This is a genomic window from Absiella sp. AM29-15, assembly GCF_003434225.1.
Classification (GTDB): Bacteria; Bacillota_I; Bacilli_A; order Erysipelotrichales; family Erysipelotrichaceae; genus Hoskinsella; species Hoskinsella hominis.
Genome location: NZ_QVFL01000009.1, coordinates 131,280 through 155,769, shown reverse-complemented (window position 1 = coordinate 155,769; position 24,490 = coordinate 131,280). Strand labels below are relative to the sequence as shown.

The following is a 24,490-nucleotide window of genomic DNA, read 5'->3' as shown; positions in this document are numbered from 1 at the left end:
ATGGAAATGCAGATCAATGTATCTGCTTTTCTTTTAATTTCATCAGTTGAGGAGTGATAGCATACCAAAAATTATCGTTAAAACAAAGTATTTAAAAAATCAAAGACATAAAGAGTATTATTTAAATTATATCGCTACAAGAGATGGTGTCGAAAAGTTTCAGATGAGTCATGGAGATAAACCGGTGACAAAGAAACAGCAGGAACTGATAGAAAATCTTTTGAAAGATTATCCTGACAGCAAGACAATCTTTGAATATGAAGATTATATAAATGAACCTACACGTAGGAATGCCAGTGAATTTATTTCAGCTGTTATGGATCAAAATCTTACTGATATAGCTACCAAAGAAAACTATGTCGACTATATTGCAAATCGCCCAAGAGTGGAACGCTTGGGAGAACATGGATTGTTCAGCGACAGTGGAAAGAAAATTGACTTATCTCAGGTAGTTCAAGAAGTAGGTAAACATGAAGGAACAGTTTGGACACATATTATTTCCTTGAAACGGGAAGATGCTTCTCGTCTTGGTTACGATCATGCACAGGGATGGGTGGATCTCTGTCGTGCCAAGAGGAATGAACTTGCGGAAGCTATGCGTATTGATTCTAATAATTTGCAATGGTATGCGGCATTTCATAATGAAGGGCACCACCCACACATTCATATGGTCGTATATTCAAAGGAGCCAAGACAAGGGTTCGTCACTAACCAAGGTATCAAAAAAATAAGGAAGATGTTTGCAAGTGAGATATTTCATCAGGATCTCATGAATATTTATAAAAATCAAACAGAAGCCAGAGATGAATTAAAGAATTACAGTCAGAAAACTGTACAGGAACTTTTGAAAGAAATAGGACAAAAAGACCATCTGGAAAATGGTATCATCATAGAGAAATTTCTTGCCCTAAAGGAATCATTAAAAGATTATCAAGGTAGGCTGATGTTTGCCTATATACCAAAAGAATCTAAGCAGCTTGTCAATGACATCGTGCGTGAACTAGAAAAAGAAGAGCATGTTCAGAAACTTTATGAGCAATGGAATTTGTATAGGCAAAGTGTATTTGAAACCTACAATGGATCATTACAAGAACAACTCCCCTTGCTTGAACAGAAAGAATTCAAGAGCATCAAGAATATGATCTTAAAGGAGGTAATGAACTATGATGTAAACGCAGTAACTTATGATGAACAGCTTCCCTCACTTCAGGTGCCTGAATTAGATATAGTGGTTGAGGATGTTGAAAGTGAAAAAGTGGATGATATACCTCAGAATCTTACAACAAATCTATCAGCAAGATATCGTCTAGAATGGAGCAAAAATTATAAGATGGCTTGTAAGCTGTTCTATGGTTCTGATGATGTGCAGCAAGACATCGAACAGGCAAAATCCCTCCTTAAAGAAGAGTGTGATCAACATAACATACTAGGCTATGAATTGCTTGCAAAAGTATTAGAAATAGAGAATAAAGAAAATCCTGAATCTTATGATCTATACAAAGAGGCGTTGCAAGGATCGTTAGAAATCTTGAGTACAGATAAGAACGATTTTATACAGTCCTATCTCCAATATAAAACAGGAAAGTTTTATTACTATGGAAAAGGCTGTGAACAGGATTATGAAAAAGCGTATCATCACTTTAGCCAAAGTGACAGTGAATATGCAATGTATTGTCTAGGCAGGATGTATCAAAGAGGTTATTATGTAGAACAGTCAGATAAAACAGCATTCGAATACTTTGATAAATCAGCTACCAAAGGAAATGCATTCGCCAATTATGAAGTAGGAACTTATTACGACCGCGGAACTGCAGTACCAAAAGATGAGAAACAGGCGAATCTTAATTATGAGATAGCCTATCGTAAGTTTGAAGGAATGCTAAAAAATAGCGAAGATGATAACCTGCTTTATCGTCTTGGAGAGATGAACTATTATGGGAAGGGGGTAGAAAAAGATACAGAAAGTGCTAAGAAATATCTGGAAAAAGCAATATCTTTCGACAATAAGAATGCAAAATATCTTCTTGCAACGATCTATTTGAAAGAATATGATTATGCCAATATTCCTCAGGCAATCAAATGGCTAGAAGAATCAGAGAATCCACAGGCACTATACTTACTTGGAAAGGAGTATTTAAAAGGGATACTGGTAGAACAGGATAAGAAAAAGGCAGTACATTATCTGACACTCAGTGCAGAACAAAAAAACAGCTATGCCATGTATGCATTGGCTAAAGTTTTCTTAAATGATATTAATTATATGGATCCTGATAAAGGTATTTCATATCTACAGAATGCCTCTTCACTTGGAAATGAATATGCTCAGATAATGCTCGGCAATATCTATTTAAAAGGTGAGCATGTTGAAAAGAATGTAGATGCAGCAATAAGCTACCTACAAATGGCCAGTGATAAGAATAATTCGTTTGCCCAATATATGTTAGGCAAACTTTTTTTGTTTGGGAAAGAGGTGGAACAAGATAAGGAGAAGGCGAAAAGTTATTTAGAACAAGCAGCAATCCAAGGAAATACATATGCCATGTATCTGTTGGAGCATATGGATGATTATCATCATCAGCCACTGGTATTGATGACTACAAGGCTGCTTCATCATATATCAAGGATTTTTACAAAAACAGTTCCTGATAACAGCAAGTCCCCTCTTGCAGGTGTGGATAAAAAACTTGCTAAAAAGATAAAGGAAAAGAAGATAGCACAGGGACATAATGCCAAAGATCATGAAATCAATATGAGATAGGAGTGAATGTATGAAACATAAGAAATATGATCTACACAAAATAAAGAATCTCGGTCTGGTCAAGGCCAAATCAAAGGCGGTCAAAAAAAATACATTTAAAAATAGAGCATGTGAAAGGAAAAGGTAATAAATATGGCAGAATATAGAAAATATTCAGATCAGCAGATAGCACTGGCCAATAGTATCAACTTAGTTGATTATTTAAGAGCGAATGGAGAAACTTTAATTAAATCCGGTAGAGAATTTAGATGGCAGAGATATACCAGTGTGACGATTAGGGACAATAAATGGTTTAAACATAAAACACAGGAGGGAGGGTATCCACTTAAATTTTTAGAGGAGTTCTATGGCTATAAATATCCAGATGCCATGGAACTTCTTTTATCTTATGCAAATGATACAGGATCTCAGATCAAGGAAGAGCATCAAGAGAATAAAGAAGTCAAACCATTTAAACTACCGCCCAATAATCCAGATATGAAAAAAGCATATGCCTATTTGTTGAAAACTAGGTATATCAATAAGGAAGTTGTAGATTTCTTTGTTCAGCAAGGTTTGATCTATGAAGACTCAAAATATCATAATGCTGTTTTTGTAGGTGCAGATGAAGAAGGAATTGCCAGACATGCACATAAGAAAAGTACATATACAAAAGGAGAAAGAAGCTATCGTGGTAATGTAGAAGGATCCGATCCATGCTACAGTTTCAATTACAGAGGAACCGATGAAAGTCTATATGTTTTTGAGGCTCCGATTGATATGCTTTCTTATATCTCCCTACATAAAGACAACTGGCAGCAGCATAGTTATGTTGCACTTTGCGGCTTAGGGATGCAATCAATGGAAACCATGTTGGAAGAAAACCCAAATCTGCAGTCTGTAATACTATGTGCTGACCATGATATAGCAGGTAGTGAAGGAGTAGAGCGGATGAGCGATCATTTAAATGAATTGGGTTATCAGATGATTGCCATCGCTGTGCCTAAGTATAAGGATTTCAATGAAGATCTGAAGGCAGCACATGGACTTACACCGCAGAAAGGTGTCGATAATCCTAAGTTTCAGCTTGCAAGTGAGATGATTAGAGAATTAAAGAAATCTGCTGCACCATCTCAAATGATCCAGCATAAAGACTTATCCAAAGCGTTCACCAATATGTATTATGGATTAAATCATGAAGGTCAGAATGACTGCAAGAAATTGAAAGAAGATTTTCAGACCATTACAGATTGTGCAATTCGTTTAGAACATCAATGTCTCTATCCAGATACAGCATTTCATGAAAACAGTGCTGTCTATGATTATTTACAGGATGACTATCGCTCATATAAGGATAAAGGAAGCTTAAAGAACAGGATCGAATCAATCAAAAAAGCATTTCAATCTGTAAAGCTGGTAATGAATAATCAGGGATCAAAAACTGAACTTGCGAATGCGTATCGTAAGCTTGCCAATGAGTCGTTTATGATGATAACTGATAGCCAGCAGCAGCTCAATAAAATACAGCAGAAAGAAATAAAGGAAGATAATCAAGTAGGTAAAAAGATGAAACCACAATCACCATTAGTTGGATCAAATGGCAATATTTTTAATCTTATGGGAATTGCTACTAAATCTCTCAAGGAAGTTGGTATGGATAAAGAAGCAGAAGAGATGTTTGAGAGAGTCACTAAATCAGGCAGCTATGAAGAAGCATTGAATATTCTTGTGGATTATGTTGAACCGGTGGATGTAAACGAGATGGATCAAATAGAAATGAATCAGCAAATGATTTGAAGAAAGGCTAAGGCAGATGAAGAAACGTCTGCCTCCTTTTTTATATAGGAGGACATATGGAACCTAAATTAACATTTATTTTATTAGGATGCTTATTTTTTTGTATTATAGGAATTGCCGTTTATTTTGGAAATAATTACAATCTGAATCATATCAAATCAAAAACAGTTGGGGATGGTCAACATGGGACTGCAAGATTTGCAACAACAAAAGAAATCCAGTGCGCATATAAATGCATCAACTACACACCTAATAAATGGAGAGAAGGAAAAGATCTTCCAAAGTATCAGGGAATGATCGTAGGAACAAGAGATTTTCGTCATGGGGTACATGCATATGTTGATGTTGATGATGTCCATCTGATGATGATCGGAGCTGCTGGTGTAGGTAAGACAGCATATTTTTTATACCCTAACTTGGAATATGCTTGTGCTTCAGGTGTTAGTTTCATTACGACAGATACAAAGGGAGATTTATATCGAAATTATGGAGCAATAGCCAGAGATTATTATGGCTATCATATCGCTGTGATTGATTTAAGAAATCCCATGTCATCTGATGGAAACAATATGCTTCATTTAGTAAATAAGTATATGGATCTTTACAAGCAAGATAAGACAAATATTGCGATTAAGGCAAAAACAGAGAAGTATGCTAAGATCATAGCAAAAACGATCATCTTCTCAGATGGGGATACCTCAAGTTATGGGCAGAATAGCTTTTTTTATGATTCAGCTGAAGGTTTGCTGACATCTGTCATTCTGATCGTTGCAGAACTTTGCCCACATAATCAAAGGCATATCGTTAGTGTGTTTAAGATGGTTCAGGATTTATTGCAGCCATCACCAGTAAAGGGTAAAACACGATTTCAATTATTACTGGATCTATTGCCAGAAGACCATAAAGCAAAATGGTTTGCAGGCTCGGCATTAAATACAGGGGAACAGGCGATGCAGTCAGTGCTATCAACAGTCCTTTCAAGGCTCAATGCATTCATCGATTCTGAAATTGAACAGATCCTATGCTTTGAAACGGCTATCGATATAGAGAAATTCTGTTCAGAAAAGTCTGCTATATTTCTGGTCATGCCAGAAGAGGATAATACAAAGCATTTTTTGATTTCTTTGTTTATTCAGGAATATTATCGTGAGATCTTAGCGTTTGCAGATGAGCAAGGTGGAAGATTACCAAATAAGGTCATTATGTTTCTGGATGAGATAGGAACGATTCCAAAGATACAGTCCGCAGAAATGATGTTCAGTGCTAGTAGATCACGTGGTGTCAGTATAGTGGCCATTATTCAGTCATTGGCACAGTTAGAGAAAAACTATGGCAAGGAAGGTGCTGCTATTATTACGGATAATTGTCAGGACACTTTATTTGGGGGCTTTGCACCTAACAGTGAAACAGCAAAGATCATGAGTGAAAATCTAGGCTATAAAACAGTATTGAGCGGATCTGTCAGTAAAGGCAAGAATGATCCTTCTCAATCCTTGCAGATGATCCAGCGTAATCTATTAACAACTGATGAGCTTAAGGCATTACCGAAAGGAACATTCGTGTTAATGAAAACTGGAACGCACCCTATCTTAACAAAGCTGAAACTGTTCAGTAAGTGGGGAATTCAACTGAATAAGGTATATAAGAATGATGAAAGATCATTAAGAACAGTAGAATATGCAAATGTGATGCAGTTGGAAGATATAATCAGACGAACATATGGAAAACCATCAAGTATGGATGAAGCCAATATAGAAAAAATCAAAGAGAAGATCATGAAGGGAAGTGTAAAAGTTGGATAAGGACTATATGTACTTCTATCGCAAAATCTGTTCGTCTGATCTTCCAGCAAATGCAGTAAATGTGTATAAAGTATTGTTGCAGTATGCTAATCGGACAACGTGGTGCTGTTTTCCTTCGGTAAGAACGATTGCACATGATTCTAAATTATCAGAAAGGACCGTTAGGAGGCAGTTAAATGTTCTTGTATCACATGGATATATTCTACGAATACCAAGGCAGAGAGAAAATAATGGTTTTACTAGCAATATGTATTTTTTAAATTGATTATGGGTAGTGGGATAAGACTCGATATATGGTGTCATATGGATACTGTCACAGTGTCATATCTGTAATGAATTATCTAAGGTATTCTTACAGAGAAGAAATCATGAGAATACATATGAAGTTATTTTGTCAATAAGGAATAAATCGTTCAGATTAAATTGAGAGAGATCTAAAAGGAGGCATGAAATCATTAAAACATGTGAAGTATGAATGGATTTATACAATAAGATATTGCTATTATGTAAATTTTAATATATATTGTATATTCAAATAACTGTTATATTGGGTAAGATACTTGGAGGATATCATGGGAATTAAAGTAAAAGACTATATTTTAGAAATCAACAGACAGAAGCAAGAAATGTTAGAAAAAAACGAATCATATTTAATTTTAAAAGCAGGAGAACTGCATGCAAAGTGTGGAACTAAAGGATCACCAACGCTAATACAATGTTGCTCTGCAATGAAACAGTGTATGCTTGAAGGAGATCAAATTATATATGATAGGGAGAACAAGTCAGGAGTATCAGCAGCACTAACAATCAAATACAATATTTTAGATATGTCAAAAAGACAAAGCCTACATACTGTTCGCAAAAGAGGAAGACCTGTTGGATCAAAGAATAGAAATAAAATTGATGTTCCTTCAAATGGGATAACTAATGAAATAAATTTGTCTGTTGAAAATTGGATGAGAAAAGAAAAGATCAAATATGAAGAACTGGATAATAAGTATTTAATAAAAGATCCATATGGATTGTGGATAATACCAAAATACAATAATGAATCAGCTAGTGAAAGATTTTTATCATCGATAAATATGATAGATGAAAATTTCTATAAATGCTCTATCATATTCAAAAGTACGAAGGATGAGCATGATTTTTGGAAATCAATATCTGAAGAAGTTATAGAACGATTGAATTTGACTGCGTTATTTGTAGCAAAAGATGGTTTTGTTTCTCAAATGGTTTATTAGATACATCAGCAAATGTATGAATATAATTCCTTTATCATTTAGCATTATATGATATAATACAGTCACCACGAAAGTGGTGGAGGTGTATTATGCCTCAGTATTCAACCACCGATAGGTTTAAAATGGCAGAATGTATTTTAGTAAGCATATCTCTATGTAACCTTTGTAATGTACGCAGAAGCATTAACGTTAATCGTTATTCTTCTAATTATCAAAGAGTTAAAGAAGAAATAACATAGATATTATGCTGAACGAATACATATAAAAAGGAAGGTACGCCAATACCTTCCTTTTCTGTGCATATTTCTATGCAACCTTCATGTACATCTTTATTATATGCGGTGAAGGAAAAAATATCAAGTTTTTTAATGAAAAAGGAACTTAACATTATTGAAGTAATGAGAGTTGTTAGTCAAGGTTACTTAAATTTTTATCTGGAGTATATTCTATAATATCAGATAAATCACATTCTAGCATATTACATAGATCATTTAACGTACTCACATATATGTTTTTATCATTACGTAATTTATCCAATAAACTTGTACGAATATTATAATCCTTAATCAATTGATATTGAGTGATATTCTTGCGCTTAAGTGTTTCGAAAAAAGGTTTATAACTTATCATAAAAATACCACTCCTTCCTGTTCTATAAATTATATTTGAAAACACCTTTATTTACGTTGTCTTTATAAAGACTACACAGGTTGATAGTTTGTTCATAAAAAGAAGACCTATGAATAATTTCATTTAAATTATATTTGATAATATCAATTATTACGTTGTCTTTTAGAAGACTATAATTTATAATGAATAAAAAGGATGGTGAGTTTATGAAATTTGATGGTAAGTATGATAAAGTAATACAAGAAATTGCTGAAGAAGAAGGAATTACAGTGCAAGATGTGAGAATATATATGGAGGAAGCAATAGAAAAAGCTTACAGTGCAAACAATCCCTCATTTATGAAAATGTTTGGGTATAAAAAACCAACAATTGAAGAGTTTATAGAAATAGTAACTATGAATCTTCAAAAGAGTAGGTCTTAATGAATGATAAATGTGCTGTTAGATATTCGTAATCTTTCAACTGAAATTATATCTAATTTACATTTTAATTAAATATTCATTTTATATAGAACTTAAGTATTTATAAAATATGTTAGAAGTCAGAAGAATCTTGAAAAGGGATAATTCTGATTTTTTTTGTCTTTCATTGTTTATAGTTCCTTTTTTTGCATTTAAGATTTTATATGTTGATTTTGACCATGTGTCATATTTGAGTTTCTAAAATTATCATTATTTAATCATTATTACTTTAAGAATGAATAAAAAATGATATATATGAATGAAATCATTTATATAGGTTATGTTAATGGTAGTGTGCATAATGTAAAATATAAGAAAGGAGGTGTCGCATTGGATTTAGATTATAAGGCAATTGGTAAAAGAATCAAAATTGCGAGAGTTAACAAGGGATATACTCAAGAGAAGGTTGCCAATCTAACTGATTCTGCGCCTTCACATATAAGTAATATTGAAACAGCTAAATCGAAAGTGGGGTTAGCTACGCTAGTAGAAATTTGCAATGTTTTAGATGTTTCTGTTGATGAGGTCCTGAGTGATAATGTTGTTTCATATAGGAATCAATTTACAAATAAAATGATACAATTATGTCAAGACTGCACTGATGAGCAAAAAAGATTTGTAATTATTTTAGTGGAAGCAGCATTAAGCTTTTTTGAAAAAGATAGGAGAAACCAAGAAGCATAAAGATTGGGGGGTGGCCTTTATTTTGAAAGTAGCAATATGTGATGATTGCAACTCTGATCTAGAAAAAGCCTATAAAATGTTGAAAAATATAGGTAATATTATTTCGATAGATATGGAAATTGAGAAGTTTTCTAAAGCAGATAAGCTGCTTGAAGAAATCGAGAAATATCAAATTGTGATATTAGATATCGTTATGCCGGATAAGCTTGGATTAGATATTGCAGAAGAGATCATACAAAGATCGAGTAATACGTATATAATTTATTATTCATCTAATATCGAATATGCGCCTGATGCTTGTTCAACAGGATTTGCATTTCTTACAAAGCCTTTGCAACAGGACAAACTGTTAAAGGAACTTCAGCGAGTATTGATAAATTTAAGAAAAAATGAGATTACAATACAAGATGAGAATCATGTATTGCGACACATTAATATACACGGAATATACTATATTGAATCTTTTGAACGAAGAAGCATCATTTATCTAAAAAGTAAGAAAATAACTACGAGAATACAATTAAAGGAATGGAAACAAAAACTATCCGATTTTAAATTCAAAAAATGTAATAAAAGTATAATTGTTAATCTATCCAATGTAGATAGGATAGATGAAAAGGAAATGAATGAAATATTGTTGAAAAACGGAGATAGATTGCATATTTCGAGGATTTATTATAATGAATTCATTGATGCGTTCTATGAATATTTGGATAGTTTATTATGACAATAATTATAAGATTATGTGCTAATCTGGCAGAGATAATGATTTTCATATTCTTTTGTAGCCAATTATTAAAAGTGAATAAAAGAAGAAGCACATTCGTTTTCAGTATTATAGTTATTGAAATTGTAAAATTTTTAGTTATGGAGATGAATCATCCAATCTATAATTTCATTTCTTCAATGATTTTGTATGGTTGTTTATTAACATGTATGTTTACTGGAAAGAAAAGTCTTAAACTTTTTCTTATAAGCATGTTTCTTTGCCTATCCGTATCTGTAGAAGAACTAGCTTTTTCCATGATGCAGGTTTTGATACCAGATCTCTATGATATATCATATGTAATGGATCATACACTATTGTTGCTTTTTGCCACCATGTTAAGTTCAATTTTATTGTTTATACTTAGTAATACCATAATTACAATTTTGGAAGCAAAAGTAGAAAATGTGATTTTAGTGAAAGATGTAGTAATGCTGTTAATGCTTCCACTATCTACCGTTATGATTATAATCAGTATGCATTTTCCGTTTGGAATGACAGTAAAAAGTAACATATTCCTTTTTATATCAGAATTGGTATTGCTGGTTGCTAATATAACAGTTTGTAATATCTTCAAGCAAAAATTAGAAGAGAATAAACTTATATTAGAAAATGAGCATCTTCAGCATAATGCTAAAGTAAATCAAATTTATTTTGAAATGACACAAGATAAAGTAAAGGAATCTAAGAAAAGCCGTCATGATTATAAGAAACATTTACATTTGCTAAATGGATATCTACAGCATAATGAATATGATCAGGCAAAGAAATATCTTGAGGATTTACTTAAATACCATTCTATGAATACAATGTTAATAACAGGAAATCAGATTCTTGATTTAATGATAGAAGCGTATCATGATAAGATTAACGAATATGATATAGACGTTCAATTAAATATACAAAATTTAAATCTGCAAAAAATCAAGAGTGTGGATTTAAGTACGATTTATGGAAACATATTAGATAATGCAATTGAAAGTTGTATAAGATGTGATGAAAAAATAATTGAAATTACTTTTAAACAGGTGGGAAGCTACTATATTATGCGATTTATCAATAGTTGTTCATTCATTAATCATATAGATGGCGATTTTACTACAACGAAATCAAAGGAGTATCACGGGTATGGATTAAATAATATTAGGGATGCAGTAAAAAAATATGAAGGTAGTGTAGATTCTAAGTATGTAGAGGATAAAAATTTGTTTATCACAACTATTCGCTTTAAGATAGACAGGGTAACTTAACTCTGTCTTTTTTTAACCACTCATGTTAAATCTAAACCTGTTATGTAAGAGAATATTGAAGTTATTCAATAAATATAAGATGCTTACATTGAGAAATTTATCTCATATTAAGGAGGGATAGTTTGTGAGAAAACTAATAGAAAACAAGGCTATAGCAATAGCACTTAGTGCTGTTATTGCAACTGGTAGTCTCGGTACAGTGATTTATTTGCAGAATGACACAACACAAGCGAAACAAGACAATGGTTATTACAGTATGACGGGTATGGATAAAAGTTCTTTTAACAAAGAGAAGACACCTGTATCTAATATGCTTATATTATTGAAAATCTTAAATAACAGTTCACAGTGCGATGGACAGTGGTATCAGGAGGTTGAAAATTTTATTGAAATGCTTGATGCACAATACCGATGCAATAAAGATAGTCAAGATGATTTTACAAATGAATTGATGAAGTTACAATGTCAATTGATAAAGGATCTGAAACTGATGTACTCTGAGATGTGTGAAGAGAATATCAACAAGGTACAAGAAACTTATAATAAATATCATAATGTTTATTATTCTGTTTATAATGGGGGTGAATTAAGTGAAAGCTAATAATTTTTATAAAAAGAGTAAACGTCTTTTGTTATGCTTATTGGCAGGCTCAATGTGCATTAACTTAAGTGGCGGTTTAACTGAAGTTATTGCACATGAAAGAGGTTTGATTAAAGATAAAGCTCAGTATGGTGATATGTATAACAAAGAGCTTAATTCAGACATTGCAAAAGATAATGGAGATGAACAATCTGCTGATACAGAACAAGGTTTAAAGGAACCAACGATTCAACAAGAAAAGTCCTCATTCGAATCACAAAAGGAAATAATAGCGAAGAGAACGGAGTATTCTAAAACTTATAAACTTTCTAATGGTTCGTATGTAACAGAACAATTTTTTGAACCTGTGCATAAGAAAATCGATGGTAATTGGATTGATATTGATGATACATTAAAACAATCAACTGATCTGTTTAGATCAGCTAAAAAAGAATATAGCAATGACGATGGAGTAATGCCAGTTACTTTTGATAATGCTGGAGTGAATGTTAATAATGATATCATGATTGAACTTACAGATAAAAATACTGATGGTATGTCAGCTAAAGAAAATGCTATCTTATATAATCAAGTTATCAAAAATGTTGATGTACAATATGATGTGAGAAGTAATCATGTGTTTCAGAATATCCAGTTTTATTCTGCAGATAACACGTCTTTTAGTTATCAGATACATACCGATTTGAATGTAGAAAAGCAGGAGGAAAGCATTCGATTTACAAATGCGGAGGGCAATAAGGACTATACTATAAAAGCTCCAGTGCTTAAAGATAATTCTGGTAATGTATCTATGAAAGTTTCTGTTAATTTAGAAAATAAAGGAGATGGGGACTATCTGGTAACATACACAGCTGATCAAGAATTTATGAACGATAAGGAAAGAGCTTATCCTGTCAGTTTATTATCTTCGGTTGAAGATAGTAAAGAGCAGATGGTTGACTCATCCTATATACGTTCAGGTTCACCAAATATCACAAGCATGTATGAACATCTTCTTGTGGGATACGATAAAGACGGTGTGGTTTCAGGCTTAGGAGATCCTTCAATTATTGCGATTGCTAGGGCGTTTTTTACATTTCCAATACCTGAAATAGGAGATCATAAAATAATAACAAATGCATATTTAACATTGGATAAATTCTCTGATTATGGTGATCTTGAAGTCAATCAGATCGATGTATATGATACAAATACAAAAGTTGATACAAATCATGTGAATTGGAATAATCAACCTACAAATATAACTAAGATATCTTCAAATACAAATCTAAAAGGCACTTCATATAAAATGTTTGATATTACAGAAGCAGCAAATAAAATGTATAAAGGTACAGCAACTTCTATTATGCTTCGCGCAGCAGATGAAAGTGATAGCAAATATTTGTTGTCATTCCATAGCGAGTCCACTGGTTATCGACCTAGAGTTCGTGTAGAATACAGAGATGATTATGATGTGGATCCTGATACTGACATAGATAATCTAGAAGAATATTTTAGATTTTATACTAAAGGATTCAATAACTTTATGGGTATAAGTATTGATGGCCGCGCTAAACCTTATTCTGATGTGAACTTCGATCTCTATGAACAGCAGGGGAACGATAAAGAAAAGAAAGTTAATTCATCAAAAACAAAATCAGATGCATATTATCTTGATCCTATTTTTGTAGTTAAACCATTGAAAGATGTACAGCAATACGAAAATGATAAAGCCAACTATACATCTGATTATTTTGAAAATGCATTCTTTCCTAAAAAAGATACTTTGTATAATTTTCATGTATATGTAACAAAGGATTCTGAAAAAAGTAAAGAACTGATAACTGACTCTTTCTTGTTTTATGAAGTAAAACTAGGGGATAATCTGCAGACAATATCTACACATTATGGTGTTTCTATTGAAGATATATTAAAAGATAATAATACTAGCGAAAAGAAGATAAAAGAAGGAGATGTTTTGTTTATTCGTTATCCTCATGAGAATCCAATCTTGAGTGATGAATTATTTACCCCTCCTGTTAAAATTAAAGAATATACATCTGAATATAAATATCGTGGCCCTGAATGTCCTTATGGATGTACAGTGGGAGATCCAATCAATACCACGACAGGAAATTTTTATCATCAAAGCATCGATGCAACAGTTCAAGATTTCGAAGAATTGAATATAACAAGAACTTTTAACTCTTATGGAGAAAAAACTAGTTCAATATTCGGCAACGGTTTCAGTTCTAATATGGAACAGTATGTTTCTTATACAAAAGATGATAATATCTTGTATTTTGCAGGAGATGGTAAGATATTTCAGTTCGTTAAATCAAAAGACGGATATAAGAGTGATGATTTTTATTCAGTAAAAGAAACAGATAATGGAATTGAAATATTCAACAGTGAAACTAAAGACACGTTATATTTTAATGAGTATGGTATTTTACAGCAAAGAAAAACGTTAGACGGATATAAGGTTCTCTATAATTACGATGAATATGGGAAAATAAAAAGCATAATGCTTGGAGAAAAGGAAATTGCATTTGAGTATTATCCAAAAATGAATTTAGTTAAAACCATATCCTTACCTGATGGCACTAATGTTCAGTATGTATATGATTCCCATAGAAGGTTGATTGAATATACTGATACAAAAGGATTGAATGAAAAATATAATTATGATAAGAAAGGCAGAATGACAAGTATCATTGACAAGAATGGTAACGAATCTGCTATCAACACATATGATGACAAGGATAGGGTAATCAAACAAATTGATGGAAACGGAAATGAAACTTCATTTGTTTATGGTGCAAATAAAAACACATATACCTATGCAGATGGTACTAGCGAAACTTATACTTTCGATAGTGAACACAGAATTATTGGTATTGTTAATTCAGATGGAATTGGCAAGTCTTATACTTATGAGAATGGTATGATAGCAAGTGAAACAAATGCTTTAGGGCAAACTGCATACTTTACTTATGACAAAAATAAAAATTTAATAAAGAAAACAGATTTTGATGGCACTACAGAAAGTTATACCTATGATTCTGAAAATAGAATGATAAGTAAAACTGATAAATATGGAAGAACAAGTTCTTATCAATATGATCAAAAGAGTAATCTGATTCATGTGAAGAATGGTGATGGAACATCAATCACTTATACATATGATGAAAAAAATCATGTAATTAAAGAAATTACTGAAACTGGAGCTTGGAAAACATATGAATATTCGGATAATCAAGTATCTGTTGAAACCCATAGTACAGGTTTAATTATCACCTATACCTATGATGCCATGGGAAGAATGATCCATATGGATGATAATCAAGGTAGAAGTATCTCTTATGTATATGATAAACAAGGCAATGTGTTAGAAAAAACTGATGTTGATGGACTAACTGAGAAATACCTTTATGATAATGAAGGTCATATGACTGAATTTATTGATAAAATAGGCGGTAAGACAACTTATACATATGATAAGAATGGAAATCAGACTGTAGCTCAAAAAGGCGATATGACTGCTACAAAAATTTATAATGGTAAGAACAGGATAATAGAAGAAAAGAACTTTGATGGAAGTTATCATAAGTATCTCTATGACAGTGCAGGAAATAAGATTGAAGAAACAGATATTTACGGAAATAAAACTGTTTATACTTATGATGCATTAGGCAATGTACTAACAGAAACAGATGTCTTTGGAAAAATCAATAAAAATACATACGAGAATGGTTTACTGGTCAAAAATGAAGATAAATTAGGTAATGTAACAACATATAAGTATGATAAATTTGGACAAGAAGTAGAAAAAACGTTACCTAACGGAAAACAAGAAACAAAAGAATATGTAGCCGACAAAGTAGTGAAAGCAACAGATCAATATGGCAGGGTAAAAATAACGGAATATGATACGTTTGGAAGAATTAGCAAGGAAACAAGTGAAACAGGTATTGTCACAGTTTACACTTATGATGATAATAATCAAGTTCTTATAAAGACAGTAGATGATGAAAGAGTAAATGAATATACATATGATGTTTACGGAAATCAACTGACATCAAAAGATGCACTTGGTAATATTACATCATTTACTTATGATTCTATGAACCGCATAACTCAGGAAATAGATCCACTAGGTAATAAGACAGTACATATTTTTAATGGATTAGGAAATGAAATAGAAGTTATAGATGCCAAAGGTAATAGTGAGAAACACATTTATGATATTAATGGATTATTAATTAAAGATGTGGATAAGAACGGTTATGCTACTACCTATAAAAATAAAAATGGAAAAAGAACTTCTACTACAACAGCAGATGGAATTGTTACTACGTTTATTTATGATAAATACAATAATCTTATTGACACAAAAATCAACAATATTTCTATTGAAAAAAATACTTATAATCAGTATGGTCAATTAGTTAAGATTGAAAAGCCATCTGAGCAATATACTTACGAATATGATGATTATGGCAGAAAAATAAAAGAAATTAATAATATAACTACATTAACTACTGAATATACTTATGATAGTTTTGATAATATCTTAGAACAGAAAGATAGTGGTGGTAAGAAAATATCTTATGAATATGATGAATATAATCGTATGATTAAGACCATAGATGCATATGGAAGAACAGAAACCCAAATTTATGATATAAATAGCAATGTAATAGAAGTGAAGAATTTCAGTAATGAAACTGAAAAATATTCTTTTGATGCATATGGTAATCTAATTACAGAAAGTGACAAATTTGGAAATATAACAACCTATTCTTATGACTTAAATAATAACCGAATCACTTCAAAAGATGCAAGAGATGTGATAATTACCAATAAATATGACGCAAACGGTAATGTGATTGAAACGAGTAATTCATTCTATGATGCAAAACAGAAATTCACATATGATGCAAATGAAAATTTGATACTTTCTATAGATTTCATGGGTAATGAAACAAAAAATGAGTATGATGCAAATAATCAAAAAGTGAGTGTAATCAATGCGAATGGTCAAACTACGAAAACAGAATATGATGTTCATGGAAATGTGATCAAGGTTATTAATGCAGATGGGCAATCTAAGCAAATTAAATATAATGCATTTGGCCAAGTTATTGAAGAAGTTGATGAACGTGGATTCTCAATAAAGTATCATTATAATGATAAACTTCTTCAAGATGAAATTACTGATAAGTTAGGTAAAACAATTAAAATTACTTATGGTAATGATAATCTTCCTAACAAAATAAAAAATCAAAATGGATACACTACAGTTTATGAATATGATATCTATGGGAATGCTGTCAAAGAAACAGATCCAAATGGAAATATTAAGGAAACAGAATATGATCTATTAGGTAATGTTGTAAAAGTAACTGAACCTAGAAAAGAAACAATAAATATTTATAATAGTATAGGTTTGATTATTGAAACAAAAGTAAATGGAAAAACAACACTTAAAAACACTTTGGATGATTTCAATCAGATAGTTGAAACATCAAATGCACTTAATCAAACAACAAAGAACACGTATGATAAATATGGTAATTTGGTTAAAACTGATAATGAGGGTTATATAACTATTCTATCTTATGATAAAGTGAATAGGGAAGTAAAGAAAGTAGAAAATGATAAAAAAACTACTATTCTTAAATATGACATTTTAGATCATATGGTTAGTCAAGAAATCAATGATAAGGAAGTTATTTGCAATAATTATGATGCAGTTGGTAATATTTTGTATCATAAAGAGAATGGTGTTGAAAGTAAATATGAATATAATGATGTGAATAAGGTTATAGCAATTCAATTACGCAGTTTAGGAGATAGTGAAGAATATCTTACTGTTTACACTATGAAGTATGATGAAACTGGTAATATGATTCAGCAGAAAGATTATTATGGTAATACGACTACACTAGCATACGATGCAAATAATAATAAAATTAGTGAAGTAACGGCAAGAGGGAACGAAACTAAGTACGAATTTGATGCTTTAGGAAATATGGTCAAAGTACAGAATCCTTTAAACAGAGTGATAAATTATACATATGATGGGAATAATAATCTTACGCAGAAAAGAATAAATGATTTAGTAGCTACATATAAATATGATTCTGCTAATAATATTGTCGAAGAGAGCAATGAATATGGCTATACAGAGATGTTTGAGTATGACGATTTTGGTAATTTAACCAATTATGTTAAACCAGATGGAACTGAAATTACATACGAATTTGATCTACTTGGAAATAAATTAAAAGAAGGAAGCAGAACATTCAGTTATGATAATCATAACAATCTGGTATCTGCATCTTATAATGGAAAGAATCTGTCATTTGAATATGATGAATTTAACAGAATGGTGACAAGCACTGATGCAAAAGGAAATAGTGTATCATATGGATGGGATATTTATAACAATAGAACTTCCATCACATATCCTGATAAAACGAAAGTGTCATATACTTATAATGATTTCAACAAGATAACGAAAGTAAAAGAAAATGATAAAGAAGTTGCTTCATATACATTTGACGTTAGAGGTAATGCGACATCGTTAAAAAACAAAAATACTGTTAAAAAATATACTTATGACGAAATGAATAAAGTGACATCATACGATTTTACAAATAATGGAAAACATTTCATTAAGTATGAGTATTCTTATGATCCTGATGGAAACATAATAAAAGAAGTGATTGACGGTAAAGAAAATACCTATGCGTTTGATGAAGTAGGAGAAATCAAAACCTCTAATAAATTCATAGATGGAAAACTAATTGAGACTAAGTATGGATATGATTTATATGGTAATCAAACAGAAACTTCATCTGATGGAAAATTTAAAATTTATCATTACAATGAGAGAAATCAGTTAACAAATATCAAGACACAGGATGGATTAACAGATATTTACTATAATAAAAATGGAAATATGAAAGAAATTCTATATGCTGGTGGAAAAAAGGAAACATTAGAATATGATGAATTTGATCAATTAATTAAGTTATCTAATAGTAAAGATCAAAGTTTTGAGTATGAATACGATGCCCAAGGGGATCGAACAAGTTATGTGAAAAATATAAATGATCCTTATGATGCTGAGGCATGGTACAAATATCTAGAGGAAACTCCTTATGATGAAGTAAAAGATCTATTGGAGGATAAAAACAGTACAGATACATTTGATGCTTTACGTTATCAGGCTAAATATCATGCTGATAAAAACACTTGTGTTGGTATGGAAGAAATGGATGAAAATGATCGTACATCCACTTATGGAAATTATGTTATTGATAAATCATTAAAAAACAGTGAAATACTAATGTCTGATAGTGATGTAAAGCATATTTATGGTATGGATGAAAGATTATTTACAGAATGTGGAGATCCAAAGATGTCATATGAAACATCTGTCATAACATACCTGAATGGTTTAAATAATTCTGTAATAGGTACTAACACATTGAGTATCAGCTTCGGTGTTAAAACCAATACTGAAAACAAATTAGAATATGATGATTTTGGAAAAACTAATGACATGAAAGAGGGATTCGGTTATAATGGAGAAGAACTGGATGGTAATGGCTTAATATATTTAAGAGCAAGATATTATAATCCAGAACTCGGTAGATTCATTCAAATTGATAGATTTAGAGGTAAAAAAGAAGATATTGAAAGTCAGAATAGATATATCTATACTAATAATAATCCTTATAAATTTATTGATAAAACAGGAAAATCTAGTGATGTTTTTGATCCTGATTTCTGGATGAAAGTCGGTGAAGCTGTTGGTGCAGCAGCGGCTGTAGTAACATCATGGACACCACCAGGATGGTTAGCATGGGCAGTTGCTGGTGTTTCAGCTGTAGGTGCATATATTTACTATAATAGAGATTCTTTGAGAGAATCTTATGAAAATGGACTACGTAAAAAAAATGAGATGATAGCAGATACGCTAATTAATAATGAAACTGTAACTATTTCTGGTGGCTCTACTTCATGGGCAGGAAGTACTACATTAAGACCAACTATAACTATGACAAGGGAACAATACCTTAAAGAAGTTGCATGTCAAGAAGTGAAAGATATTTATGCTAAAAAACTTGCACAAGAAGCAGAAGCAGCACAAACTGAAAATGAGATTAAAAAAAGAATAGAAGATAAATTAGGAGAGTTGGATAAAGGCTCAATAGATACCACTAAAAATAAACAAAGGAAAGTAACAAACAAAGATAAAAGCGGAGGTATGGATAAAGCAAATAAAGATTTTGATGATTTGGATTTGGATAACGTTAGGGAATACCCTAATGGAACAAGGGTTGGAGAGTTTCCTGATGGTACAGAAGTTAATGTAAGACCGAATAGTTCGGAGGGTTCTCCAACTGTAGAGGTTAAAAAGCCAAATGGTAAAAGAATTAAATATAGGTATAAATAATGGAGGGAACTATGACATTCAATAAAATTTTAGATACTGAATTAGATTACATGAACTTTAATATGGATAAGAATATAATGATTGAATTCACTGATGGTCATCATTATACCTATTTGAAATTGCATGATTTTACGGATATTGAAGTATTTGATGAAAAATTCTTTGATGCAAATAAGTATGGTTTAAAACCAAATCCAAATATTTATGGTATCTATGAAATGAAAACTGAAATACCAAAAATAACATTGTTAATTGTTAGCATTAATGATATTTTTATAGTTAAGACTAATAACTATGAAATTATTCATAAAGATGAAAGAGAAGAATTTGATATTAATAGCCGTTATATTAAATCTATAAAAACAAATATATCAAATTTTGAAATTAGTAAGATTAGATTAGGCACTAATGAGAAACTAGATGTAGAATTTGAAGTTTGTTTGAATACACAAAATCAGAAATTATCGTATATGTCAAAAAATTATCTTGAAGCATACAAAATCGTTAAACATCCAGGAAAAATTGAAAATAATAGTTTTTTAAATAATCTTGATAAGGTATTTCCAGTAAAAGATTCTTTAAAAAAAGGATATTATCATCATATGAAATTAAATGATAATAGTATATCTTTGGAACTATTGTTTACTGGAGTGAATTTTGATGTACAATTGTTTGAAGAGGATTGTTGAACTCAAAATCATAATTATTCAGAAATTGAAGAAGTGCGCAAGTTATTTACTGCTACATAATAGGCGCTATGGCATTTGCATTATCTGGTTATGCTCCAGTATTAGTGGCACAGGTGGGTGCTTATGCAACACAATTAGCTGAATTTGCAGAACCTATTCTTAGTACATTAGGTGGGGTTGCTTTTGCTACAGCTTAAATTAAGTGATAGGAAGCTATTTGCTTCCTATCATTGATTATTTCAGTTTACTAAATAATTTATTGTTCTTAATCAGGAGGATGTATATGAAAAAACTTATTTTGTTTTTGATTTGTTCATTTATTTTATGTTTTACTGGAGGTTGTTCTAATGATAACTCTGAGGGAAATAAAAATGAACTAGGGAATTACATTGCTTTTAAAAAAGTTAGTACAGCAAAAAATGTTGAAATAATGAAAGATATCACCATAAATATTTCAGCGTCTGAACACGGAGGACATCTTAGAATAGAAAATGATAAAAATCTTTTTCCTAAAAAAGATGGCGAGTTATTAGGTATTATAGCTAAAGTGAACAATCAAAGTGCCTCCAGCATAAATATAAAAAATTTTTTAAATTGTAAAGATGGCTCTGTTTTTAAAGTAGATGAGAGCTATTATCCAGCATCAAATTATCATGTAGAAGGAAATGATGAAGACGGTATTATAAAACCGAATGAAGAAAAAACAGTATATATTTATACAGAAATACCATTTGGCACGGCTACTGATCAAAGTCTAATTGAAGTATATTTGACATATGGAAAAGAAACAAGTCCATTTTGTGCGATTAATGAAGAGGATTTGAATACAGATACTACAAAAAATGGTTTTCACTTTCAATTACAATGGTCTACTTTAGCAGATGACATGTGGTAGTTTAATTAATTTATAGAAATGAGAAAAGAGCATATAGCATGATCTATATGCTTTTTTAGTCTCTTAGCAGATTTATGATTACATTGAATTGTGATGGCATACAGCCATTTTCATATAATATTAGCAATCAAATAGAATATCTATGAAATATTTAACCTGTTATGTTAATTCATTACCTGTTATGTATAAGATAAGGTGATTTTTATTTATTTATGAGATAATACGTGTGAATTTAAAGTAGCAAGTAGGTGAAGAGATTGAAAACGAGTGAAAAAATAGAAATGTTGATGAGAAAGAATAATATAGATATTCAGGATACTGAAATATTTGAATATGGATTAAGTTTGTTAGTGAATTATACTGTAACAGCATTGGCTATTTTAACTGTAAGTATTTATTTTAAGATTACATTAGATATACTGGTGTTTTGCACAAGCTTTCTAATATTAAGAAGTAGTACAGGTGGATACCATGCTGAATCAAGATTTCTATGTTTCTTATTTTCCCTTGCGGTTACGGTATTGATCCCTCTTGCTTTAAATAGAGTACCAACATCATTAAATCTTTTGATTTTAGTTAACGTTGTAATGTTTTGCCTGCTTATGGAAAACCTACCAGTTGAGAATGAAAACAAGCCATTATCTGAGAGTGAAAAAACCTACCATAAAAAACGATCAATTGTGCTATATCTAGTAGGATTTCTTGTATTATTCGTTCTAAGTCTATTTGATATTACACATATAACAACTGTTATGGCGGCAGGAATGATAACCAATAGCTTATCAGTAATTTTAGCTATAATACAAAAGAAATTTGTATTGGCATAATGAAAGAGAGGAGTAAAAATAATGGAAAAACTACTTAAATCTTTAAAAGGTGCAGCAGATACACTTGCTATTCACAGCGCAAACACATGTTGCTCTTGGTGGTTCTATGAAAAGAAAGTTCCAAAATCTTTGAAGAAATACAAAAAACATTAGGCTTTATGATTCAGAGATAGCAGAGGTGTAAATAGTAAACTTCTGCTATTTTTTATGTTATTGTCAAATGATAATTAACATGATTACTCTACTATATTAATAATATATCAATAGGAAATAGTGATTCATTTATTCCTGTTATGTCGATATTATTCCTGTTATGTAATTATTATTTTGAAGGATAATGTATGCAGATATAATATAATTAGTTCTCCGTATTAGATGACAAATAAAAAATATTGAAAATGAGAACGAAGTTATTAGAGAACTAACTATATAAAGTAATTATTGATTTTTGACAAGGCACTCATATATGCATGTTAAGCATAAAGGGTGTCTTTAGTTTTTTAGTTATATCTATTACATATAGGCACTGTTGGTGAACTAAAAAAATAATCAAGTAATGTGATCTAGAGAAGATAATTTTACGTAACAGGTGATTTATGAGTGAAATTTAGATATTCAAATCTCCTATGGCAGTTTATGTATAGTCATTTTAATGACCGTATGGTTATGTCAAGCAATCAAAAAGTCAAATACGTTCATATTTTTCTTATGAACTGTATTGACTTTTTTTGTTTTTATATAGGTGAAGAGAAGTGCAGATCTCCTCCTTCATGAGCTTTTTTGAAAAGAAAAGAACATGGAGGAGAAAAAATGTTAAATGATTTCAGAAAAAATGATTTTTGGGTTTTGCATGAAGAAAACAAAGATACATATTACTTGAGAATCAATGATGAATGGGTTGAAGTTACGAAGAGTGTATATAGTGTCTACAAAAATAGTTATCAAAAAGCCTACAGAGATCAGATAAGAGAAACTGATAAAATTACCCATTATGAAAATGCAGATGATTTATATCCTTATATTCCTGATAAGCCTGAAAAGAATACTATGGATAAAATAATAGAAAAAGAAACAAAGCAATTATTACAACAAATAATTCTAAAATTGCCTGAGGAAGAACAAAGGATTATCATTGCAATCTATTTTGAGGATATGACAGAACGAGAAATTGCAAAGGAATTACACATGAGCCAGCAAAAACTCCACTATAGAAAGAAGAAAATTTTAGAAAAATTAAAAAATTTTTTGTCAAAAGATTTTTAACCGTTCGGTTTAGGAAGGAAAGGAAATCTTTTCTAAAGGAGGAACGAGTTGTGGAAAATCAGAGTAGAGCATGGATTCACTGTAGAGTATCAACTGAATCAAATCGCTATTTGTTGCATTATCAGGAAAAAAGGTTGATGTCCTATTGTGAGAGTGAAAACTTGAAAGTTGTAGGAGTTACGAAGGAGGTAGGCTTAGGTAAAGGTCCAAGGGAATATTACATCTCTACTATTGCGACAATAATCAGGCGAAAAGAAATTGATTATCTGGTTTTATATGATTGGACAAGATTGTTGATCTTTAAAGATCTGTATATGGAGTTTAAACTCTTCTGTGAAATGTATGGTGTTGAGATTATTGATTTAAGTGAAATCTAATATCTAGTTTATTTA

19 protein-coding genes are annotated in these 24,490 nt (G+C 31.1%); 18 read left to right on the top strand and 1 reads right to left on the bottom strand.

The annotated features are described in order from the left end of the window. Positions 1-46: 46 nt before the first annotated feature. From mobP3 to DW761_RS10865, 5 genes are all read left to right on the top strand, one after another. Positions 47-2,758, top strand: a complete 2,712-nt coding sequence (mobP3, locus tag DW761_RS10885) for a MobP3 family relaxase (protein WP_207732778.1) — start codon at positions 47-49, stop codon at positions 2,756-2,758. Between the two features lie 132 nt (positions 2,759-2,890). Continuing rightward, a complete protein-coding gene (locus DW761_RS10880; protein ID WP_117455900.1) occupies positions 2,891-4,534 on the top strand; it encodes a DUF3991 and toprim domain-containing protein in 1,644 nt (547 codons plus the stop codon). A gap of 56 nt (positions 4,535-4,590) precedes the next feature. Further along, positions 4,591-6,336 carry a VirD4-like conjugal transfer protein, CD1115 family gene (locus DW761_RS10875; RefSeq protein WP_117455898.1) on the top strand — a complete coding sequence of 582 codons (1,746 nt, stop codon included), beginning with the start codon at positions 4,591-4,593 and terminating at the stop codon, positions 6,334-6,336. A gap of 7 nt (positions 6,337-6,343) precedes the next feature. Further along, a complete protein-coding gene (locus DW761_RS10870; RefSeq protein WP_233509497.1) occupies positions 6,344-6,601 on the top strand; it encodes a helix-turn-helix domain-containing protein in 258 nt (85 codons plus the stop codon). Positions 6,602-6,908: 307 nt separating this feature from the next. Next, positions 6,909-7,580, top strand: a complete 672-nt coding sequence (locus DW761_RS10865) for a hypothetical protein (protein ID WP_117455894.1) — start codon at positions 6,909-6,911, stop codon at positions 7,578-7,580. Between the two features lie 408 nt (positions 7,581-7,988). Here the strand turns inward: DW761_RS10865 and DW761_RS10860 are convergent, their stop codons facing one another. Next, positions 7,989-8,210, bottom strand: coding sequence for a helix-turn-helix domain-containing protein (locus DW761_RS10860; RefSeq protein ID WP_117455892.1), 222 nt, complete (start codon positions 8,208-8,210; stop codon positions 7,989-7,991). Between the two features lie 206 nt (positions 8,211-8,416). On the opposite strand from DW761_RS10860, the gene DW761_RS10855 reads away from it, so the two are divergent. The 13 genes from DW761_RS10855 (at position 8,417) to DW761_RS10800 (ending at position 24,475) form a co-directional block, all read left to right on the top strand. Further along, on the top strand, positions 8,417-8,632 hold the full coding sequence (locus DW761_RS10855; protein ID WP_158552230.1) for a sporulation initiation factor Spo0A C-terminal domain-containing protein: 216 nt from the start codon (positions 8,417-8,419) through the stop codon (positions 8,630-8,632). A 294-nt stretch (positions 8,633-8,926) separates the two neighbouring features. Further along, positions 8,927-9,355: a helix-turn-helix domain-containing protein gene (locus DW761_RS10850; protein ID WP_233513084.1), complete on the top strand. Its 429-nt coding sequence runs from the start codon at positions 8,927-8,929 to the stop codon at positions 9,353-9,355. 22 nt (positions 9,356-9,377) lie between these two features. Beyond that, the gene (locus tag DW761_RS10845) at positions 9,378-10,082 is read left to right on the top strand and encodes a LytR/AlgR family response regulator transcription factor (protein WP_128125144.1); all 705 of its coding nucleotides are present in this window, start codon (positions 9,378-9,380) and stop codon (positions 10,080-10,082) included. Continuing rightward, the gene (locus DW761_RS10840) at positions 10,079-11,371 is read left to right on the top strand and encodes a GHKL domain-containing protein (RefSeq protein WP_117453745.1); all 1,293 of its coding nucleotides are present in this window, start codon (positions 10,079-10,081) and stop codon (positions 11,369-11,371) included. Before DW761_RS10845 ends, DW761_RS10840 begins: the two co-directional genes overlap by 4 nt. Before the next feature lie 124 nt (positions 11,372-11,495). Continuing rightward, positions 11,496-11,972, top strand: coding sequence for a hypothetical protein (locus DW761_RS10835; RefSeq protein ID WP_117453746.1), 477 nt, complete (start codon positions 11,496-11,498; stop codon positions 11,970-11,972). Continuing rightward, positions 11,962-20,424 carry an RHS repeat-associated core domain-containing protein gene (locus DW761_RS10830; RefSeq protein WP_117453747.1) on the top strand — a complete coding sequence of 2,821 codons (8,463 nt, stop codon included), beginning with the start codon at positions 11,962-11,964 and terminating at the stop codon, positions 20,422-20,424. The genes DW761_RS10835 and DW761_RS10830 overlap by 11 nt, the downstream gene beginning before the upstream one ends. Before the next feature lie 11 nt (positions 20,425-20,435). Beyond that, positions 20,436-21,113: a hypothetical protein gene (locus DW761_RS10825; RefSeq protein ID WP_117453748.1), complete on the top strand. Its 678-nt coding sequence runs from the start codon at positions 20,436-20,438 to the stop codon at positions 21,111-21,113. Positions 21,114-21,181: 68 nt separating this feature from the next. Further along, positions 21,182-21,310 (top strand): hypothetical protein, encoded by a 129-nt coding sequence (locus DW761_RS21650; RefSeq protein WP_255411876.1) that lies wholly within the window; start codon positions 21,182-21,184, stop codon positions 21,308-21,310. Positions 21,311-21,396: 86 nt separating this feature from the next. Further along, entirely contained in the window at positions 21,397-22,008 is a 612-nt protein-coding gene (locus DW761_RS10820) for a hypothetical protein (protein ID WP_117453749.1), read from the top strand. 257 nt (positions 22,009-22,265) lie between these two features. Then, positions 22,266-22,835, top strand: a complete 570-nt coding sequence (locus DW761_RS10815) for an accessory gene regulator ArgB-like protein (RefSeq protein ID WP_117453750.1) — start codon at positions 22,266-22,268, stop codon at positions 22,833-22,835. A 21-nt stretch (positions 22,836-22,856) separates the two neighbouring features. Further along, on the top strand, positions 22,857-22,988 hold the full coding sequence (locus DW761_RS10810) for a cyclic lactone autoinducer peptide (protein WP_117453751.1): 132 nt from the start codon (positions 22,857-22,859) through the stop codon (positions 22,986-22,988). 627 nt (positions 22,989-23,615) lie between these two features. Beyond that, on the top strand, positions 23,616-24,098 hold the full coding sequence (locus tag DW761_RS10805; RefSeq protein ID WP_128125091.1) for a sigma-70 family RNA polymerase sigma factor: 483 nt from the start codon (positions 23,616-23,618) through the stop codon (positions 24,096-24,098). A 50-nt stretch (positions 24,099-24,148) separates the two neighbouring features. After that, positions 24,149-24,475 carry a recombinase family protein gene (locus DW761_RS10800; RefSeq protein WP_158552231.1) on the top strand — a complete coding sequence of 109 codons (327 nt, stop codon included), beginning with the start codon at positions 24,149-24,151 and terminating at the stop codon, positions 24,473-24,475. Positions 24,476-24,490: the final 15 nt, after the last annotated feature.

Coding starts and splice junctions, on each gene's coding strand:
- DW761_RS21650 (WP_255411876.1), top strand. CDS start 21,182: ATGGCATTTGCATTATCTGGTTATGCTCCAGTATTAGTGGCACAGGTG.
- DW761_RS10850 (WP_233513084.1), top strand. CDS start 8,927: ATGAATGAAATCATTTATATAGGTTATGTTAATGGTAGTGTGCATAAT.
- DW761_RS10825 (WP_117453748.1), top strand. CDS start 20,436: ATGACATTCAATAAAATTTTAGATACTGAATTAGATTACATGAACTTT.
- DW761_RS10875 (WP_117455898.1), top strand. CDS start 4,591: ATGGAACCTAAATTAACATTTATTTTATTAGGATGCTTATTTTTTTGT.
- DW761_RS10810 (WP_117453751.1), top strand. CDS start 22,857: ATGGAAAAACTACTTAAATCTTTAAAAGGTGCAGCAGATACACTTGCT.
- DW761_RS10880 (WP_117455900.1), top strand. CDS start 2,891: ATGGCAGAATATAGAAAATATTCAGATCAGCAGATAGCACTGGCCAAT.
- DW761_RS10870 (WP_233509497.1), top strand. CDS start 6,344: ATGTACTTCTATCGCAAAATCTGTTCGTCTGATCTTCCAGCAAATGCA.
- DW761_RS10840 (WP_117453745.1), top strand. CDS start 10,079: ATGACAATAATTATAAGATTATGTGCTAATCTGGCAGAGATAATGATT.
- DW761_RS10860 (WP_117455892.1), bottom strand. CDS start 8,210: ATGATAAGTTATAAACCTTTTTTCGAAACACTTAAGCGCAAGAATATC.
- DW761_RS10820 (WP_117453749.1), top strand. CDS start 21,397: ATGAAAAAACTTATTTTGTTTTTGATTTGTTCATTTATTTTATGTTTT.
- DW761_RS10865 (WP_117455894.1), top strand. CDS start 6,909: ATGGGAATTAAAGTAAAAGACTATATTTTAGAAATCAACAGACAGAAG.
- DW761_RS10855 (WP_158552230.1), top strand. CDS start 8,417: ATGAAATTTGATGGTAAGTATGATAAAGTAATACAAGAAATTGCTGAA.